The organism is Pseudoalteromonas distincta, from assembly GCF_000814675.1.
Classification (GTDB): domain Bacteria; phylum Pseudomonadota; class Gammaproteobacteria; order Enterobacterales; family Alteromonadaceae; genus Pseudoalteromonas; species Pseudoalteromonas distincta.
Genome location: NZ_JWIG01000024.1, coordinates 1 through 18,069 on the forward strand (window position 1 = coordinate 1; position 18,069 = coordinate 18,069).

Below are 18,069 nucleotides of genomic sequence, written 5' to 3' on the forward strand. Positions count from 1 at the left end.
GCCCCATTTCGGGTGTGCCGACACCTTCTGGTATCAGTTCTTTTGCGGCTTGAAGACGCTCAAATACAAGTTGTCTTGCAAAGTAAATGTCGGTGCCTTCTTTGAAAACAACCGTGACGCCAGACAAGCCTGTTTTAGAAATTGAGCGCACTTGTTCTACATCAGGTAAGGCATACATGACCGCTTCAATGGGGTACGTAATGAGTTGTTCAACTTCTTCAGCAGCTAGTCCTGGCGCTTCAGTATTTACAGCAACTTGAACATTAGTAACATCAGGAAAGGCATCTAAATTTAGTTTTGGTATAACCATAATTGCGCCGACAATTGTGGCAAACAGCGCAATCAAAATCAGGAGTCTATTATTAACAGACCAATCTATTATTTTATTAAACATAGTCTTGCTCCTTAGTGGTTATGCGGATCAAATCCGCCTTTAGCGATTTCAGAAGCAACAAAAAATGCGCCTTTGGTTACAATTCGCGTCCCACTATCAAGGCCAATGATTTCCCTAAAATCACCTAAGGCTCGGCCTAGTTCTACTTCTACAGCTTTAAATTCTCCAGGGTGGTCTTCGACAAATACGGTCCAATCACCATCTGCGCTGCGGATCAATGCTTCTTCTGGCACAGCCATCACTTTCTGCTTTGTGGCAAACTGAAAGTAAACTTTTACAAACATACCTGAATGAAGGTTATCATCAGCATTCTGTACCCCCAATCTAATAATTCTTGTACGAGTTACGGGATCAATTGTATGGGCTTCTTGGATAACTTTGGCATTGTAACTCTGGCCTTCTAATTTAAGTACCGCAGGAGAATCAATTGATAAATTTAGCTTTTTATTTGGAGAAACTTTTGCTTCAACCCATAGTTGTTTTTCATCAGCTAACAACATGACTGAATCCCCAGCATCAACACGTTGCCCTTGGATAAAGTCGTCTTGAAGCACGACACCTTCACGGTGCGCCGTTAATGCATATTGTCCAAATGCTTTAATGTCTTTGTTAGAAATACCATTTATTGCTTTTTCAGTTAACCCTAAAGCAATGAGCTTGCCATAGCTCGCATTGTATGTTGTTTCAGCTTGTAATAATCGACTTTCACTCACCGTCTTATTACCCAGCTTTTTTACACGTTGCCATTCGGTTGAAGCGATTAAATAGTCAGCTTGTGCTTGTGCCATTGCTTCACTAAATAATGTAACTAACTTCTGACCTATTTCTACATACTCGCCAAGCGCTGCATGGCGACTGATAATGACTGACTCTGTACGTGGTGATACCACATAACTTTTATAGCCATTAGCTTTTATTTCGCCAGGTGCATATACGGAGCTAAATTGATATTCAGGCTTAACACTTTCCACTTTAATGTTAGCAAGCGACATCTTCTTTGGATCAATAGTGATACCTTCTTCATGTCCTTCTTCTCCCTCTTTATTACCACCTTCATGGCCGTGCTCGTCATGGTCACCTTTATCTTCTTCATGTCCCTTTTCGTGTTCATGCTCATCTTGATGTTCTTTTTCTTCTTGTTTCGAAACGTTTGTGACAGAACCAGTTCCATCTGACGACTGTGCAAAAGCATCATGATTTGTAGTAAACCCAACTAACAGGCAGCTAATTACTACGGCTAAAAATTTTTTACTAATTACTGTATTCATTTTTGTAACCTATATTTTTAATAAATTTAAGATTTCGTTTTTCGCTACTGAAAAAACAAAGCGCTCAAATCTCAAATTTGGATAACTGACCCATACTTAAAATGAAGGATATTTCTGCAAGCTTGAATTGATTTTCCAAACGTATTCCTGCATGAAGCCCTTCCGCACGTTGATTTAATGCAAGTAAGTAGTCAGAAGTATTAATGTCACCAGCTTCCCAGCGCTTATTTAATAAGTTTTCGCTGCTATCTAATCTGCCTTTTGTCAGTTTTTGCCATTGCTCATAATATTTTTTACTGACAATAAGCGATTCATAATTAGCTTTTGCTTCAAATGACTGCTTTCGATAAACCGACCGAAAGTTAGCCTCTGCTGCAATTGCTTCTGAATAAGCGGCTTTAACAGTATCTGAATAGTTATTTCTGATATTTAAAGGCATTGAGAAAGTCACGCCAATCAAGTCTTCATCTCCACTTTTCCCTGCGTTAACTCCAATGGTTGGATTGGCTTTAGATTCCATAGTGGTTAGTTGAGCTTTAGATTGTTTTATCTTCCATTGCGCTCTAGCGAGTTTAACTTTTGGATGTTCCTCAACCCACTGAGAGTTAAATGAATAGTTTGTTGCTCCAAAAGTAAATGAAAACAAATTGGTAGTATTAGGCGTCCAATCAGGCAATAACTCCTGAACATTTACCTCTGCATTTTTCAAAGCAATTTGCGACTCAGATATTTCACTGAAAACTTGGGACAAGTTTAAATAAACCAGTTCAGCGTCAAGTGGCTCTAAAAGTCCTGCTTTTCGCTTATCTTCAATAATTCCAACGAGCGTTTGTAATTGATTTTCTCTTACTGAAAGTAACTGAGCCACCTTTTTTGCTGCTTGCCAATTAACTATTGCAGTTAAAGCGTTAGCCTTTTTAGAATCGAGTAGAGATAACAATTGTTGCTGGTTTGCATAAACACCAATTTCACCAATGCTTTTATTTGCTGATTGCTTATCCCAAAAATCAATCGTTTGACTGATACCAATAGAATAATTATCAAAATCACCCTCTTTTTCATAGCTTGCTTCAAGCTCTGGGTTATATACGGCTTTAGTTAAGCTCTTGGCTCTATGATTACTTGCATTAAGTAACTCTTTAGCCGCAACAACTTCGGGATCTTTATTTATTTGACTATCTAGCCATGAAATACTTTTCTGTTTGGCATAAGTGGCAACTGAAAAACTCACAGCCATACATAAAGACAGGACTAAACCTGCATTTTTTAAATATATATACATAAAAATTCTTAATTTTAAAATTAATAAACACGAAACCTTTATCCATTATTAAAGGATAAATAGGTCATTAAAAATTAATCTAATTAAGAAATGGGCGGACGAAGTATCGCTTCAAGAAAGGTACTTGTTTGATCAATTTGATAAGGCGTTTTATTGATAATGTTTAGTTTGCCCGTGGTATTTGAATTACTGACTAAAATCCAAGATAAGTGGCTGCCACTGCAATGTCCGCAGTGATGACAATCTTTTTCATTATGCTGCTCATCACCTACATTATCATTTGAGACATTTCGATCATCTGCATGATCATGTTGAATTTGAAGGTGCTCTATATCTATTTGGTGATTCTCAGGTGTTGCGGATACAACAGCAGTTAACGATTGCAAAACAATCGAAACGACTAATAGTATTTTTAACGCAACATTGAATTTCAAAATAAACACCTACTTAAATATGAAAAATTATAATATCAAAAAAAGGTTTTCTAAACTAGCCATGCGCATGTTTTTCATGCTCGTCACGGCAAGTTTCTTGAGGAAACTCAAACTCAATGGTTGTATGAGATAAATTATAAGAAGAAAGTTCCTTAGCCACTTGTTGTTTTAGCCTAATTAATTTATCAACCTCAAAGTTATGGGCTAACTCTAGGTGAGCAGTTAATACGTGACTTTCCCCGTCTAATGACCAAAAGTGCATATGATGAATCCCATTAATTTCAGGTATAGCCTTTATCGCTTTTTCAATATTATTCTGCACTTCTTCATCAGGTGTAGCTTGAAGAAATAGTGCCAATGTTGTTTTCAGGTTTTTCAAAACGTTAAACAATATAAACAGTGTAAAGCCTATAGAAAGCAAAGGATCTAATATTGGTAGATCTACAAAAAGCAGCACGATAGAAACAATTAGGACTGCAACCCAGCCAAGTACGTCTTCAAGCAAATGCCACGTAAGTACTTTTTCGTTCAGCGTTTTACCCGCTTTTAGTTTAAATACTGCATACCCATTAACAGCAACCCCAAGTAATGCAAGACCCAACATTCCTTCAGCCATTGGCATTTCAGGATTAGATAATCTTGGTATTGCTTCAAATAGCACCCAGACAGAACCAATAACTAATACAATACTGTTAATTAATGCGCCAAACAGGGTAAGACGACGATAGCCATAGCTAAATCTATCGGATGCTTCTTTATCCGAGAAACGACTCAGTATCCAAGCGAATCCTATAGATAAACTGTCACCCAGGTCATGTACAGCATCAGCCATAATAGCGGTACTGTTGGTTAGCCAACCACCAATAAATTCGATAATAGTAAATGAAACATTAAGGAAAAATGTCCAACCTATACGGTCGTCTTTTCCATGCGAATGGCTATGGCTATGATTGTGCATTTTCCACCTCAAGAACTTTTAAATTTCTTACATTGACTACGTTAAAATTGATAAAGTGACGGATCACTCGTTGATACATCCAACGTTTGATTCCTGATAAGTTAGTTCCTTTTTCGAGATAAAACTCATCAGGGGAATTATAAACACCAAAATCATCATGAATACCTTCTTTTTGTATATAGGTATCTTGACCACGCCAATCTGTATCTGGCGAAGAGAAACACTTTGTTGCAACACCATAACCACAAAATTCGTTTTTTATTTGACTAAATTTGTGCTGTAGTGAACTTAAATATTGTTCATCTAATATAAAGCCTTCTAAGTTTATCCAACGATCCTTGAAATAAACTTCAATCCAACTATGAATGATATATTTAGGTGCTAACCAAAATACATAAGTTGGAATAGCTCCTTTTTGTAATCGCTGCTCAATAGTAAAGCCGTGAAAACGACATTGAATACCTAATCCTCGTAACAAAGCCATCAGCAAGTTACCCTTGGTATTGCATTGTCCGTAACCATCGGCTAAAACACTGCTTGCTGAAATATCATCACTCTCATTGTAACCAAATAATATTTCATCTTTAACAAATTGGTAGGCTGCACCAATTTTGTTGAAGTCATCGAGTTCTTGCCAATTACGCTCAGAAATTAATGATTGAATTGTAGAGTGTTCAAAATTTACTATCTTGGGTTTTTTCTAGATATTTGCTATTCATTGATGTTTCCTTACTTTGAACAACCAAAGGTTGATTGTTTATCTTCATTTGGTGTTTAACGTGTTTTCTCAGCAACAGCTAATTCTTGTTTAGCATCGCTTAGTATTCGGTAAGCGCCTCGAAGAATTAACATTGAAATGATGCTACCAATGACGATATCAGGCCAACGCTGTTTCAGCACCATAACGAGTATGCCTGCGATAACGACACCAAGATTTGCAATTACATCATTCGCTGAAAATATCCAGCTAGCTCTCATATGTACTTCATCGTTGTTGTGCTTTCGAATAAGGATGAGACAAATCACATTTGCAACTAAAGCAACCATGCCTACGCCAATCATAAACCAAGAGTGAGGCTCACTTTCACCATACAGCCTTCTAGCAATATCCATTAGAATTAGCACGCCTAACCCCAGTTGGAAATAGCCACTCACTAAAGCAGCATTAGCCTTATGTTGGATTGACTTTCCCACCGCGTATAGTGCAATTGCATAGACGATTGCATCCGCTAGCATGTCTAACGAATCTGCAATTAAAGCCGTTGATTCTGATAACCAACCAAAGCCAATTTCAAAAACAAACATCGAGGCATTGATAGCCAGAAGCCAATAAAGCACCGTTTTTTGCTGGTTATCTTTTAGCTCAACTTCACACCCACAATCGCTCATTTTCATCTCCGATTAACTTGTATGCTCTAACTATAAATCCTATAGTGACTATAGGGTCAAGTTTATTTGGAAATTTTATGAAAATTGGTGAGTTATCGAAAACATCGGGGTATTCAGTACAAACCATCCGATATTATGAAAAGGAGGGCTTGCTGTCAGATCCTGATCGCACTGAAGGGAATTTCAGGTTGTATTCTAATAAGGCATTTAAAGAGCTAGAGTTCGTAAAGCATTGTCGAAGTTTAGATATTCCGCTTAATGATATTAAGCGACTCATTGAATTAAAAAACAAGCCAGAGGAGAGTTGCTCTAGTGTAAATGCATTAATTGATCGGCAACTAACTTTAGTTAATCAACGAATGAAGGAATTGAATGCACTCAAAAAAGAGTTAAAACTAATGGCAAGCTCTTGCGGGTCTGACGGTACAATTGAAGTCTGTGGCATTATCAAGTCATTAGATAGTTGAACTAAATATAACTTTAGATTAGTAGTATTCACAAAGGCAATAATGAAAACCATTGGCAAATTAGCACAATCATTAAATTTAAATGTAGAAACCATTCGTTTTTATGAACGAGAAGGACTGATTACACAACCTGAAAAACCAATATCTGGTTATAGACAATATGACGAATCAATAGCAGGACAACTTAGGTTTATCACAAAAGCCAAAGCGCTCGGCTTTACGTTAAGAGAAATAAAATCGCTAATGTCTATGGACAGCAACTGCGCTCAAGTTGAGCTATTAAACCGACAAAAGTTAGCAATCATTCGAGACAAAATTAATGACCTTCAACGTTTAGAGAAAGTAATTGTGGGTATGACAAATACCTGTATGCAAAACGAAGATCCAACACATTGCCCCATAATTGACTCATTAAAATGATTGACTCCGTACTTGTATACGGAGTTTAGAATGATGGTAATATCAACCAATAGACTTTCAAATGATAAATAAAATATTAGACAGAGTAGGCTCTAGTGGCGTTTGGCTAGCGGCACGGCCTGCCTCCCTGCATTAAGGTCACTTGCATCGGCATTAGGACTAGGCTTCTTCTCTCACTTCGAAGGAATAGCTGTAAATACGCTTTTACCTATTTTTGCATCTTTGGAACTATTGGTAAACTTATACAACTGGCACAAAAATAAAAACCATACCAGAGCTGTCTTCAGCATTCTAGGGCCTGTAGCAGTGCTATTAACGCTTTATCCTCTTTGGCTATATGATTGGAGCACATACCTATTTTACTTTGGTATTTGCTTAATGGTCGTTATGTCGGTTTTGGATATCGTAAAACCAGTAAGGGAGCAAACATGCAACGTATGGCTAATTGCCGTCGTTGAAACGATTAACGGTCAATGTCTGCTTTTCGCTCTAAGCAGACTAACCGTCTTTATACCAAAAGAGATTTTGATGACTAAAGCTCAGAAGGCTGAAATATAAATACTCTCTTTCGGAGTTTTTCAAGTTAGTTGTTGCATAAGCTGTACTAGCTCTTTACTTATACTCAATTTTGTTAATAAACCACTCTTTTATCCCTACTGGCGTTTTAACTTGAAAATCATCATCAACTTCCTTTTTTAGCATCGCTCTGGCCATAGGAGAGTCAATAGAAATGTAATCGTTACGACCATAGATCTCATCAGGGCCAACTATGCGAAAAGCTTTTGTTTCACCATTATCATTTTCAACCTCTACCCATGCCCCAAAGAAAACCTTGCCGACTTGTTGAGGAGAGTAGTCAATAACTTTGACTGCTTCGATGCGCTTTCTAAGGAACCTAATTCGAGAATCTATCTGTCTAAGTAATCTTTTATTTTCTTTATAATCGGCATTATCTGAACGATCGCCAAGGCTAGCAGCCCAAGCTACTTTTTTTGTTATTTCAGGTCTGTAGTCGCGCCAAAGGTAATTAAGCTCTTTATTTAGCTTGTCTAATCCTTCACGCGTTATTAGATTGGTATACAATTAGTTTGCCCCATCCCAATATTACAAATACTGCAATGCTTTTTTAACAGCATCTAAAGTTGCAACCGGGAGAAAGTTATCTTTATCATTACTTGATAATATACTACCGTTTGGCCCCACTTCCAAACCTGCTCGGCGCATAAACTCTTTAGATATGAGGTATTCAAGATCTTCTACTTCTAAGTCAGTCTATTTTGAGTTTGGTGACGAAGACTACCCACCTTCATAAAATTCTATGACTGGACCAATCGGTACTATATCTCCTTTGCTAGTTTTTCAGCTGCTAATGCTTGAGAGTAGAAAATGTTATCTTGAAGCCTAACTATAGGGTCTTTTAATTTTTCTATCCAAATGAAGCTTTCCTTTATTGAAACTACAAAGATTATAATAACCAGACAGCAAATTAAATTTTAGCGTGTGTTATAGATATTACGGCTATAAAAAATCTAAAGCTTTTTTTATAGCGTCAAGGGTAGCCGCTTTAAAAACAGCATGCTTATTTTCATCAATAAGCTCCCCATAATCCGTTGGCGTTAATTTCCATTTGCTTTGAAAGCTATTTGATAATAAATATTCTAATGCTCTGCGCTCTTGATTCGATAGTTTATGCTCAGAACCAAGCCCAGTAGACTTGTAGTCATAAATATCAATTTGAAGGTTTGGTGGAATAATTTCTTGTAGCTTTTTTCGAGTCGCAATTAGCTCGGAAGCTTGAATTTTTGCTAGTAATCGATGCTTTGGATTGTTTATTTCATCTATCCAGTCTAACCCTTGATGCTTTTGCTTACCAAGATCTTTTACTGGGCTGTTCTCTGCAAATGATGCAATAAGTGCTCTATACTTTTCACCCGATTTATTACGAATACTTTGTGCTTTTGGAACCCCTCGTTGAGTGCCTAACTTTGATATTGTAGAAATAGAATAGTCATCAACACCTCTTTTTCTTTGCTCCATACAAACCCTATAGATTGCTTCGAGGGTTTCACTAATCTTAGTAGAGCAACCTTTTTGTAATTCAGTTAGTAGATCTTCAGGTGACATACTCATAACTCACTATTAATTAACGTATTATTTTTATTAATAAATTCGATTTCAGACTTTGAAATCTGTTCATCACCAAGAAGGTCGGAGAGCTTAATATCACAATTAATTACACGACTAACTTTTGACCATGTTTTTAAACGAGACTTTAAAAGGCGCGCTAATTGATTTCCAGCGTGCAATTGTTGCTCTTCTGTGAGTAAGAATAAGCCGGGAGATATTTCATTGAATACAGCCATTTTATCCAACTGTTGAGATCTTGGAATTATGGCATGCGATGCATTGGCCGACTCATAAATCGTTGCATTCTCACAAACCTCTTGAAGTTGCTCAAATGAAGATGTCTCTTCTAAAGATATTTCTATTTCTGAATCACTCATTTTAACGAGGGACAAGCTGTCTTTTTGATTAGCTATTGATTGTGTCATTTTAATTAGCTTGTAGGACGACTGTAAGTCACATAAGAGCATATCCATTTTTTTTGCTGCACTTTCATATTCTGACTCAGTTTTTCTTATTTTTAACTCAAGAATTTTACGCTCTGATAAGTCAATTTTTTCATTTTTTAAATTAGCTACGTATTCTCGGCGATCTAATTCGTCTAAACTTTTCTCAAGCATAGTAATTTTACTTTGTAACTTTGTGCATTGAGATGACTGGGTGTTAGAGTGAAATAATATTTCGTTAGTGATGGATAGCAACCCACCAATAAATGCGGGGCCTGTAATAAAATGACGACAGCGAAGACAATTTTGCGTCCCTAGATAACCAGATGGAGCCGGTACACGTAATGATGTACCACTACCATTAAGTTCTCCGCCATCTTCACAGCGAGTTGCGGCATATGGGCAGATACCATAATCCCTGAAAATGAAGTTCCCTGCTGGAATAGAGTTTGTTAATGAATTTAGTAACTCTTCATTATTTGATACCAATTCATTTTTTACTTTCTCTATTTTATTTTGTTCAATTAAACTCTGAGTAGCGTCAACCCTCGTTTTTAATGCTTCTTTCTCGCCCTGCTCTAATCGCTTTCTAATATCGCCTTGCGTAATTTTGCAGTAATAAATAGACATTACAATTGATGAGTGCCCCACAACTTTCATAACTATTTCAATAGGCATCCCCATTTCCATTATATAAGCCGTTATAAGGCTCACACGCATTGAGTGAGGGGTATACTTAGACTTATACTGATTTAACGTTGCTTCCTTCCCTGATAGCGTTGCAAGCTCTAAATTTGATGGTTGAACATTATAAAGTGCGGCAGCTAACCTTGGTGTTAGGGAATTACCAACACTTTGTGGCTCAATATCCTGATACGCCCTAAATAAAAAACAATTTATTCCTTTAGCCTTAAGTTGCAACTCATTTAAATTTGTTCTTTTACAACTAGACCAGTTCGTAGGGTTATCTATAGGATTATATTTTTGCTGCCACTTACGAAGTTTTACTAACCAATAAATAAGGTCTTCAGGTATCCAAGGTATTGAATAACCTTGACCATTATTACTTGTTTTGTTTGTAGTGATAAACATCCCTGCGTTTTCGTCAGGCATTCTTTTAATAAACGCTTGGTTTTTTGTTAACCCCGAAAAAATAGATTTATTTTTTTCCCAAATTATTTTTCCATTTTGATCAACATTAGCTATTACATCATCTGCTTCACCTGAATCATTATATGCAATCTGACGACCCCGCAATGGAACTTTTGTTAAAGTGAACGTATGCAACCAATTTATTGGAGACCACATATAAAGCTGATCTCCAATCTTTTTTATCACGCAATCAGGGTCACTTCGATCTACTTCCTTCGATGATACTTTCAGCCAATCAGCATCAAATTTTTGCAAATGCTTTAGGTCTTTAAAAGTTTTTGCATTAGCTGGAATTATCCACTCTTGGGCCTTTTTAACAAAGTAATACTGCAAGCAAGGTTTAGTTGACTCAGCGCGTTGCGGAGACATCACACTTGCTGAATTTGATAGCAGCGATAAAGGATTTCTAGCATCCATTACACGAATGATCTCTCCAGTCTCCTCATCTTCACTAGTTAGATCGTTGGTAATTACAAAGTCTAAAAATTCATTCACTGCAATTATCAAGTTACGCCGCATATTATCGGTATTCAACTTTTCTAATTCTTGCTTTAAGGGTCTAATATTAACCTTTTGCTTTGTAAGAAATGCTTCTGGAGTTAAGCTTTTATCGTGTTTTTCTATATAAATTCGAACGAATCGACAAAGCAAAGAGTTTTTAGAACCTCCGCCTAATGCTTGGGTCATAAATTCTTCTATTTTTACAGCCCAAGCTATATATGGTTTTGCAATAAATTTTAAATTGTAAGGCTCTTTTTTACCTAAAAATTTAAACCAATTTTCCCATTCACTTTCCCATACCCCCTGTGGGTCATTTGGTATTTGAGGGTCATCTTGCTTTTTAACAAATGCCCTGTATTCCTTTTGTGATTTGAGAGCTAATGGCTTAATAATACTCTTTAACTTTTTATAGGAATAAAAATCAGGGACATCAAATGTATCTTTATAGCTCACCCACTCATCCTTAAAAACCCTCTCTGGATGTGCAATTAGGCCTGGTATGCTTTTGTAATTTTCTAAATGTAATCTTGAGTTAGTAATACCGTTTTTTTTGCATATTGCTTTGTATTCACCCAATGTTTTTATTGATACAGGTATATTTAATGGAAGGCTCGAGTCACCTTTAAGTTTGCTCATTTAATCTCTCTCATCTTACTACGAATATCTTCTGAGGTTGGTTGTATATATACCAAGCAGGATAGAGAGCTCTTATGATGCATTGCTTTTTGAATTTCAACTTGGCTTAAACCAAGTTGTCGTGCGCGATAACCATATGCATGCCTGTGTCCATGCTCTGTAGTTCCAAGCTCTTTTTGAACTTCCAACCCAATTTTTTTTACTGCTCTTTTATGAATTCGCTGAAAGTTTTTTATCGTTTCAGGCGCTCCTGTGGAGTTGGTAAATGCAAATGGGTGAGTGTCTGTTTTTGCCGGCTCTACCCGTTGATATTTAAGATAGTTAACCCAAGATATTAAAAATTCTTTTGCTTTTTCAGGCGGGTTAAATATCACTTCAAAATAGCCGTCTTTATTTGTGAGTAAAGGTGACTTCCAACCCGCATATAGTCTTTCTGATAATCGGTATGTATTTCTTGGTTTATAGAAAGTGCTTTCGAGTAAGTATTCTCGCCTATTTGCAAAACTACTGTCAGGTGAGCGGCCTATTTCTGGATGATAGACCCTAACTAATGCTTCATCTCGATATATTGGGTGTAAAGTTATATCTGAAACATAAAGGTGAAATAGCTCACTTTTACGTAATCCACCATAATTTAATAACATGGTCATAGCTTGAGATTTATAGTCTGGTGTTGAGCCTTTTACCATTCCAATATAAAGAAGCTTTTCAAAGTGCTCATCGGGGAATTTCATCGCTTTTTCATTATTTATTTTAGGCTCTAATAACCGATCAATGAATCTTACTCTCTTCGCATTAAAGGCAGCGTCATTTTGATTAGATAAATGATTTAGGAACACATTTGCGTGCTTATGATAATATGCACACCAATTTAATCTCTCTTCATAACTGGTTGCTTTTCTGAAGGGGTTTATCCTTGATGAGTCAAACCCTTCCTGTAAAGCTAAAAAATCAGAGTAATGCGTTATATGAAATAATATATTATTTGCATCTCTAGGCTTTCTTGCCTTCCAATACAATCCAAGTTCGTCATCCATTTTATCGTAATCGATTGTTCCTACTAATAGTGCTTTAGTAAAACCTTTTAATAATAAAGTTGAGTTTTCAAAGTTTGGTACGACATCAATATATGTGAGTAGGAGCTTTAAAGAAAATATAGAGCGCTCTTTCCATGACTCACTTTTAGAGCTGTACCAAGCAAGATATCTTATATGTGATATCACGACACCTTTCTCTGTATAAAGAGCTGGTAACTCACAAATACTACCAGCCTCTTTATCATGATACTTTACGTTTATTTTTTGGATGTATGCCATACTTTTTATTATATAGTATATTTACTTTTCCTTAATACTAACTCTTTTCTATCATCTAACAAGTATTAAAGTAGTGATTTTAGTATATATTTGGGTGGGGTTATAATATCAGTATAATAAGCGTTTACTGCGCCAAATTGACCGCCGGGTACGCTACTTACGCAAACGCATACCTGATTTAAAAATTATTGACTACTCTCCCGTGCAAGATGGAAAAGTATTTTTTGGTGCATGGGTTGAAATTGAAAACGAAGAAGGTGAAGTTAAAAAGTTCAGAATTGTAGGTCCTGATGAAATTTACGACCGCAAAGATTACATATCAATAGACTCACCTATGGCGCGTGCGTTGATTAAAAAACAAGTGGACGACGAATTTGAAGTGACCACTCCTCAGGGAAAAAAGCAGTGGTATGTAAACAGTATCGATTACCAAAAAAAGAAATGAAAAGTTTTGATTCAGATCATGTTAACTTTTGATTGTGTAAATTAAAGCAATAAGCTATAACTGAATTATTCAAGTTGATTTGTTTAATTTGAAAGCAGTTAATTAAGGTCGTGATTATGTCAAACATAGTACAGCGCATATTTAGTAATGCCGTATTGTTTGCACTTTTAATGAGTGTAAGTTTGACGCTGCATGCCAGCAACACTGACGTAAACCTTGATAACGCTAAACTATCTAATCACTTTATTACTTGTGATATTCCTGACCAAGCAAACCTCGATTTTGACGTGGACTCTCACGTTAACACTATTACCTTTAGGTCGCCTCAACCACTTCCTAATGTCGTAGATTCTTTTTATAAGAGCACTAATCTAAACAGACCTTTTAGCACTGCATACCAACGCGGACCACCTAGCTATTTAATTTAATTCATTATTTTACAACTTAATTAAATTTTATAACTACTAAGGTGACTACTATGTCTAACTTTAAAGAATTACGTACCCAAAATATTTCTCATGGCGTTATTGCTAGCACATTTGCAGATGATCAACCATTAATCGATTTATCTTCTCCAGCGCTAAAAATGGTGAATAACTTTACTCAAAAAACACCTATTCGTGCAGAGCATGGAACAACGATTACAGATGCTCTTAAACAAGTAAGTGCACAACAATCTGACTTTGTTTTAGTAACAGACGAACACCAAAAATTAATTGGCCTAGTTTCTAGCGCCGATTTACAAAGCTCTAAAATTACTATCATTGCAGAGCGCTTAAATATGCAACGAAGCGAAGTAAGCTTACGTGACATTATGACACCAGTTAACCGCCTTACAGGTGTAAGTATGCAAAGCTTAAGCTACGCATGCATTGGTGATGCGCTGCAAACGATGGAGCATCAGGGCACAATGTTTTTATTAGTTACAACAGCGAGTAACGAAATTTGTGGTTTAATTTCAGCTCGCCAAATAGCTAAAACATTACATATTCCTGTACATATCTCACCTATTGCTCACTCTTTCAGTGAAGTATTAGAAAACATTGAGCACCCTCACTAGGGCGCTCTTTTAGTTGAATTGATTTACTCCCGACCCAACCATCTTAAAGCAAGTAAAATAGCTTGCTTTAAGAGCTTTTCATTGCTACCTCCTGTGATATTATTCAAGCAATTAACAGCGCCAGTAACACGCTTCTGGTCTTATTTTATTGTATAAAAAGGTTTTTGCATGAGCGATATCTCTGCACGTTTAGCCGGTGAGTTAAACGCACAGCAGCAACAGGTTGTTGCTGCAACAAAGTTACTTGATGAAGGTGCAACTGTTCCTTTTATTGCCCGCTACAGAAAAGAAGTTACAGGCGGCCTAGACGACACCCAATTACGCCTTTTAGAGCAGCGTTTATCGTATTTACGTGAACTAGAAGAGCGCCGTAGTTTTATTTTATCGACAATCGAATCGCAAAATAAATTAACGCCAGAGCTAAGTGCCGATATAACTAATGCACAAAGTAAAACAGAACTTGAAGATTTATACCTACCATATAAAGCTAAGCGCCGCACTAAAGGTCAAATAGCAATTGAAGCTGGTTTAGAGCCTCTTGCGGATGCACTATTTAAAGATGCTAACCTTGACCCAGAGCAACAAGCAGAGCAGTTTGTAAATGCTGAAAAAGGTTTTGCAGATACAAAAGCGGTACTTGAAGGCGCTAAATTCATCTTAATGGAACGCTTTGCTGAAGACGCAAAATTACTTGCTAAATTTAGAAGCCACATTAGCCAAAATGGCGCAATTGAAAGTACTGTGATTAAAGGCCAAGAGCAAGCCGGTGCAAAATACCGTGATTACTTTGAGCATCAAGAACTTCTTAAAAAAGTACCTTCTCACCGTGCGCTTGCAATGCTTAGAGCTCGAAATGAAGGTGTACTTCAGTTAAATATAAACCCAGAGCCTAGTGCTGAAAATTCAGCACAATTATGTGCAAACATGATTGCTGAGCATTACCGTTTAGATATTAAATATAAAGCGGCAAGTCCTTGGTTATTAAACGTTGTTCAATGGGCGTGGAAAGTTAAGCTAGGGTTACACCTAGAGAATGAGTTTTTTGCAGCAATGCGCGAAAAAGCAGAAGCCGGTGCAATAGATGTATTTGCTAAAAACTTAAAAGATTTATTAATGGCTGCACCTGCAGGCCCTCGTACTACTTTAGGTCTTGATCCAGGCCTTCGTACTGGCTGTAAGATTGCCGTTGTTGATAGCACAGGTAAATTACTAGCTACACAAACTATTTTCCCTCATGCACCACAAAATCATTGGGATAAATCAGTGCGTACGTTAGAGCAACTTTGCCGTCAGCATAAAGTTGAGCTAATTGCGATTGGTAACGGTACTGCATCACGCGAATCAGATAAGTTGGTTGCTGAGCTTATCAAAGCAAACAGCGAACTTAAACTTAGTAAAATTATGGTTAGCGAAGCAGGTGCATCGGTTTACTCAGCTTCTGAATTTGCAGCTAACGAATTTCCAGATTTAGATGTTTCTATACGAGGGGCTGTCTCTATTGCACGCCGCCTTCAAGACCCTCTTGCTGAACTTGTTAAAATTGAGCCAAAATCAATTGGTGTTGGCCAATACCAACATGATGTATCGCAAAGCCAATTAGGCCAGAGCCTTATTTCAGTAGTTGAAGACTGTGTAAACTCAGTAGGCGTAGATTTAAACATGGCCTCGGTACCACTACTTACACGCGTATCTGGTTTAAACAAAACATTAGCGCAAAATATCGTTAATTATCGCGATGCTAACGGCACATTTACTAAACGTAGTGAGCTTAAAAAGGTTGAACGTTTAGGGCCAAAAGCATTTGAACAAGCGGCTGGTTTTTTACGTATCAATAATGGTAGCGATCCACTAGATAACTCATCAGTTCACCCTGAAGCTTATCCTGTTGTTAAACGTATTTGTGAACGCAATAGCGTAGATGTCAGTAACCTAATTGGTAACAGCGACTTTTTAACTAAACTTGCTGCTAACGATTACACTGACGAAAAGTTTGGCTTACCAACCGTTACCGACATTATTACTGAGCTTGATAAACCTGGTCGAGATCCTCGACCTGAATTTAAAACAGCTGAGTTTAAAGCCGGTGTTGAAAAAATTAGTGACCTAAAACCAGGTATGATTTTAGAAGGCGTGGTTTCAAACGTTGCTAATTTTGGTGCGTTTGTTGATGTAGGTGTTCACCAAGATGGTTTAGTGCATATTTCAGCAATCACGAATAAATTTATATCAGATCCGCGTGAAGTTGTTAAAGCTGGTGATATTGTAAAGGTTAAAGTTGTTGAAGTAGACGCTGCACGTAAACGCATAAGCTTTACTATGCGCTTAGATGACGATATTGACACAAGTAATCAGTCAGCAGCTCCAGCTACGCAAAAGCCACAAGCACGTGCTAATAATTCGCAACCTCGCGCTGCAAAGCCTAAACGTGACAACGGTAATGCGTTAATGGGCAATGCATTTGCCGATGCGTTCGCTAATGCTAAAGTGAAAAAATAATAGTTGTACAGCTAAGCTAAAACGAAAAAAAACCGCGTAAGCGGTTTTTTTTGTGGTTATGTTTTGCTAAATTATTAACTTAACGCTGAAAAACTACTTTGGCTCGCTGGCGATGTAGCCATTTGGTAAAAATTAGCAATACGCCCCGCCCGTGCCTCAACATCGGCATCACGTGTTTGCTCGTCACTTTTAGCTGTTTTTGTATCGCTGCTTTCATCGCTAGAGAATGACGCTTCAAATTTACTTTTTGCGTCTTCGTCGTCTTCTTTTTCAGGTTGTGCAAGCTCAGCTTGAGCCGCTGCTAGCTTTTGCGTAGCATCTGCGGCAATAGAGCGATCAGCTCCTGAAGGCTCTGCAGGCGCTAATGCGGCAGCGCGTACCGTTTGCATTTTGTCTATAGTCGCTTGCGGGTCACCCGGAATTTCTGATACATCTATTTGTACTTCTCCGCCAACTGCGTAGTTAGTACCATCTGGACCACGTTGATACTCATAACTTGGCGAGCCAGCATATTGCCCGCCTACAGAAGCGTGTGCTTGTTCGTGTATTCGTACTTCAGTATCTCGTGCTTTTAGCTCTGTAATTTGTTGTTGTTCTTGTTCTAATTGCAGCTCTTCTTGCTCAGATTCTTTTTTCTCGATTGCTTCACTTTCTTGCTCAGTGCCCTCAGGGTTTTCTGAGTTTCCATCGCGCTGCTGAACTGACTTTTCGTCTGCTATTTTTCCCGTTGCGTTATACGTCGCACCATCGCTACTACCTGGCAGTTTTGCTTTTTCAGCATCACTTTGCGCTTTGGTTTCTGTATTACTTGCGCTATTAGATGCGGGAGCGGGAATAACTTCGCGTAGTTGGTTGTCACGCCGTGCGGTTTCCGTATAAACATTTGCGGTGTTTATATTGATAGACGGAAATGGCGTGACAATATTCATAATACTAAACTTTAATATCGATTAACGTGCCAAGTACATCATCGGCCGTTTGAATTGATTGCGTGTTTGCCTTGGCATTAAATTCTTCAACTTTTAAGTTAACAAGCGCTTCATCAACACGAGCTGGTTGTGCTACTGGTGCAGTAATCGCTTCTTCAGGGCGTGCTGCCGTAAGCTGACGTTGCTGCGCTAATTGCGCGTCATCTTGTTGTTCTATACTGGCACGGTTAATCTCAGCACTGGCTTTTTCAATACCTTGGCTAGCTCGGTTAAACCCTTCTATACCACTATTAAATACTGATCCGATTGGCATATTAAAACCTCCACCAAATAAACATTGTTTAATTATCGC

At 37.6% G+C, this 18,069-nt stretch carries 18 protein-coding genes and 2 pseudogenes; 7 read left to right on the forward strand and 13 right to left on the reverse strand.

The genetic code is table 11. The annotated features are described in order from the left end of the window. From QT16_RS15180 to QT16_RS15210, 7 genes and pseudogenes are all read right to left on the reverse strand, one after another. Window positions 1-394: efflux RND transporter permease subunit (locus tag QT16_RS15180; protein ID WP_039489093.1), on the reverse strand; the 394-nt coding region annotated here is incomplete at its 3' end. Window positions 395-405: 11 nt separating this feature from the next. After that, entirely contained in the window at window positions 406-1,662 is a 1,257-nt protein-coding gene (locus QT16_RS15185) for an efflux RND transporter periplasmic adaptor subunit (RefSeq protein ID WP_002962258.1), read from the reverse strand. A gap of 64 nt (window positions 1,663-1,726) precedes the next feature. After that, complete coding sequence (locus QT16_RS15190; protein WP_008468875.1) at window positions 1,727-2,944, reverse strand: TolC family protein; 1,218 nt, start codon at window positions 2,942-2,944, stop codon at window positions 1,727-1,729. 83 nt (window positions 2,945-3,027) lie between these two features. Beyond that, window positions 3,028-3,330: a hypothetical protein gene (locus QT16_RS15195; protein WP_231485813.1), complete on the reverse strand. Its 303-nt coding sequence runs from the start codon at window positions 3,328-3,330 to the stop codon at window positions 3,028-3,030. Between the two features lie 103 nt (window positions 3,331-3,433). Then, entirely contained in the window at window positions 3,434-4,336 is a 903-nt protein-coding gene (locus tag QT16_RS15200; protein ID WP_004588886.1) for a cation diffusion facilitator family transporter, read from the reverse strand. Further along, window positions 4,323-5,055 (reverse strand): annotated as a pseudogene (locus QT16_RS15205) (transglutaminase-like domain-containing protein). Before QT16_RS15205 ends, QT16_RS15200 begins: the two are co-directional and overlap by 14 nt. A gap of 55 nt (window positions 5,056-5,110) precedes the next feature. Next, window positions 5,111-5,725 carry a cation efflux transmembrane domain-containing protein gene (locus tag QT16_RS15210; protein ID WP_004588888.1) on the reverse strand — a complete coding sequence of 205 codons (615 nt, stop codon included), beginning with the start codon at window positions 5,723-5,725 and terminating at the stop codon, window positions 5,111-5,113. A 77-nt stretch (window positions 5,726-5,802) separates the two neighbouring features. Here QT16_RS15210 and QT16_RS15215 point away from each other — a divergent pair, with 77 nt between their 5' ends. The 3 genes from QT16_RS15215 (at window position 5,803) to QT16_RS15225 (ending at window position 7,170) form a co-directional block, all read left to right on the forward strand. Further along, a complete protein-coding gene (locus tag QT16_RS15215) occupies window positions 5,803-6,192 on the forward strand; it encodes a Cd(II)/Pb(II)-responsive transcriptional regulator (protein ID WP_004588889.1) in 390 nt (129 codons plus the stop codon). A gap of 42 nt (window positions 6,193-6,234) precedes the next feature. Next, window positions 6,235-6,612, forward strand: coding sequence for a MerR family transcriptional regulator (locus QT16_RS15220; RefSeq protein ID WP_004588890.1), 378 nt, complete (start codon window positions 6,235-6,237; stop codon window positions 6,610-6,612). 102 nt (window positions 6,613-6,714) lie between these two features. After that, window positions 6,715-7,170, forward strand: coding sequence for a MerC family mercury resistance protein (locus QT16_RS15225; RefSeq protein WP_238719449.1), 456 nt, complete (start codon window positions 6,715-6,717; stop codon window positions 7,168-7,170). A gap of 54 nt (window positions 7,171-7,224) precedes the next feature. Here the strand turns inward: QT16_RS15225 and greB are convergent, their stop codons facing one another. From greB to gmtY, 4 genes are all read right to left on the reverse strand, one after another. Next, on the reverse strand, window positions 7,225-7,695 hold the full coding sequence (gene greB / locus QT16_RS15230) for a transcription elongation factor GreB (protein ID WP_039489102.1): 471 nt from the start codon (window positions 7,693-7,695) through the stop codon (window positions 7,225-7,227). Window positions 7,696-8,130: 435 nt separating this feature from the next. After that, window positions 8,131-8,742 (reverse strand): gamma-mobile-trio protein GmtX, encoded by a 612-nt coding sequence (gene gmtX / locus QT16_RS15240; protein ID WP_290294884.1) that lies wholly within the window; start codon window positions 8,740-8,742, stop codon window positions 8,131-8,133. After that, complete coding sequence (gene gmtZ / locus QT16_RS15245; protein ID WP_039489104.1) at window positions 8,739-11,471, reverse strand: gamma-mobile-trio integrase GmtZ; 2,733 nt, start codon at window positions 11,469-11,471, stop codon at window positions 8,739-8,741. The genes gmtX and gmtZ overlap by 4 nt, the downstream gene beginning before the upstream one ends. Next, complete coding sequence (gmtY, locus tag QT16_RS15250) at window positions 11,468-12,787, reverse strand: gamma-mobile-trio recombinase GmtY (RefSeq protein ID WP_039489106.1); 1,320 nt, start codon at window positions 12,785-12,787, stop codon at window positions 11,468-11,470. Before gmtY ends, gmtZ begins: the two co-directional genes overlap by 4 nt. A gap of 106 nt (window positions 12,788-12,893) precedes the next feature. On the opposite strand from gmtY, the pseudogene QT16_RS15255 reads away from it, so the two are divergent. From QT16_RS15255 to QT16_RS15270, 4 genes and pseudogenes are all read left to right on the forward strand, one after another. Beyond that, window positions 12,894-13,232, forward strand: a pseudogene (locus QT16_RS15255) (GreA/GreB family elongation factor); the annotation flags it as partial. A 116-nt stretch (window positions 13,233-13,348) separates the two neighbouring features. Then, window positions 13,349-13,660 carry a hypothetical protein gene (locus QT16_RS15260; protein WP_033020846.1) on the forward strand — a complete coding sequence of 104 codons (312 nt, stop codon included), beginning with the start codon at window positions 13,349-13,351 and terminating at the stop codon, window positions 13,658-13,660. Window positions 13,661-13,710: 50 nt separating this feature from the next. After that, a complete protein-coding gene (locus QT16_RS15265; RefSeq protein ID WP_039489108.1) occupies window positions 13,711-14,292 on the forward strand; it encodes a CBS domain-containing protein in 582 nt (193 codons plus the stop codon). 168 nt (window positions 14,293-14,460) lie between these two features. Next, window positions 14,461-16,788 (forward strand): Tex family protein, encoded by a 2,328-nt coding sequence (locus QT16_RS15270; protein ID WP_039489110.1) that lies wholly within the window; start codon window positions 14,461-14,463, stop codon window positions 16,786-16,788. 74 nt (window positions 16,789-16,862) lie between these two features. Here QT16_RS15270 and QT16_RS15275 read toward each other — a convergent pair whose 3' ends face one another. Together QT16_RS15275 and QT16_RS15280 are read right to left on the reverse strand one after the other, a co-directional pair. Continuing rightward, window positions 16,863-17,717, reverse strand: a complete 855-nt coding sequence (locus QT16_RS15275; RefSeq protein ID WP_039489113.1) for a putative metalloprotease CJM1_0395 family protein — start codon at window positions 17,715-17,717, stop codon at window positions 16,863-16,865. Window positions 17,718-17,721: 4 nt separating this feature from the next. Continuing rightward, window positions 17,722-18,030, reverse strand: coding sequence for a hypothetical protein (locus QT16_RS15280; RefSeq protein WP_002959563.1), 309 nt, complete (start codon window positions 18,028-18,030; stop codon window positions 17,722-17,724). Between the last annotated feature and the right edge of the window lie 39 nt (window positions 18,031-18,069).

Excerpts from the sequence above, each read along its gene's own strand:
- QT16_RS15265 (WP_039489108.1), top strand. The coding sequence starts at position 13,711 with ATGTCTAACTTTAAAGAATTACGTACCCAAAATATTTCTCATGGCGTT.
- QT16_RS15280 (WP_002959563.1), bottom strand. The coding sequence starts at position 18,030 with ATGCCAATCGGATCAGTATTTAATAGTGGTATAGAAGGGTTTAACCGA.
- QT16_RS15215 (WP_004588889.1), top strand. The coding sequence starts at position 5,803 with ATGAAAATTGGTGAGTTATCGAAAACATCGGGGTATTCAGTACAAACC.
- QT16_RS15260 (WP_033020846.1), top strand. The coding sequence starts at position 13,349 with ATGTCAAACATAGTACAGCGCATATTTAGTAATGCCGTATTGTTTGCA.
- QT16_RS15210 (WP_004588888.1), bottom strand. The coding sequence starts at position 5,725 with ATGAGCGATTGTGGGTGTGAAGTTGAGCTAAAAGATAACCAGCAAAAA.
- gmtX (WP_290294884.1), bottom strand. The coding sequence starts at position 8,742 with ATGAGTATGTCACCTGAAGATCTACTAACTGAATTACAAAAAGGTTGC.
- gmtZ (WP_039489104.1), bottom strand. The coding sequence starts at position 11,471 with ATGAGCAAACTTAAAGGTGACTCGAGCCTTCCATTAAATATACCTGTA.
- QT16_RS15270 (WP_039489110.1), top strand. The coding sequence starts at position 14,461 with ATGAGCGATATCTCTGCACGTTTAGCCGGTGAGTTAAACGCACAGCAG.
- gmtY (WP_039489106.1), bottom strand. The coding sequence starts at position 12,787 with ATGGCATACATCCAAAAAATAAACGTAAAGTATCATGATAAAGAGGCT.
- QT16_RS15275 (WP_039489113.1), bottom strand. The coding sequence starts at position 17,717 with ATGAATATTGTCACGCCATTTCCGTCTATCAATATAAACACCGCAAAT.
- QT16_RS15190 (WP_008468875.1), bottom strand. The coding sequence starts at position 2,944 with ATGTATATATATTTAAAAAATGCAGGTTTAGTCCTGTCTTTATGTATG.
- QT16_RS15220 (WP_004588890.1), top strand. The coding sequence starts at position 6,235 with ATGAAAACCATTGGCAAATTAGCACAATCATTAAATTTAAATGTAGAA.
- QT16_RS15185 (WP_002962258.1), bottom strand. The coding sequence starts at position 1,662 with ATGAATACAGTAATTAGTAAAAAATTTTTAGCCGTAGTAATTAGCTGC.
- QT16_RS15200 (WP_004588886.1), bottom strand. The coding sequence starts at position 4,336 with ATGCACAATCATAGCCATAGCCATTCGCATGGAAAAGACGACCGTATA.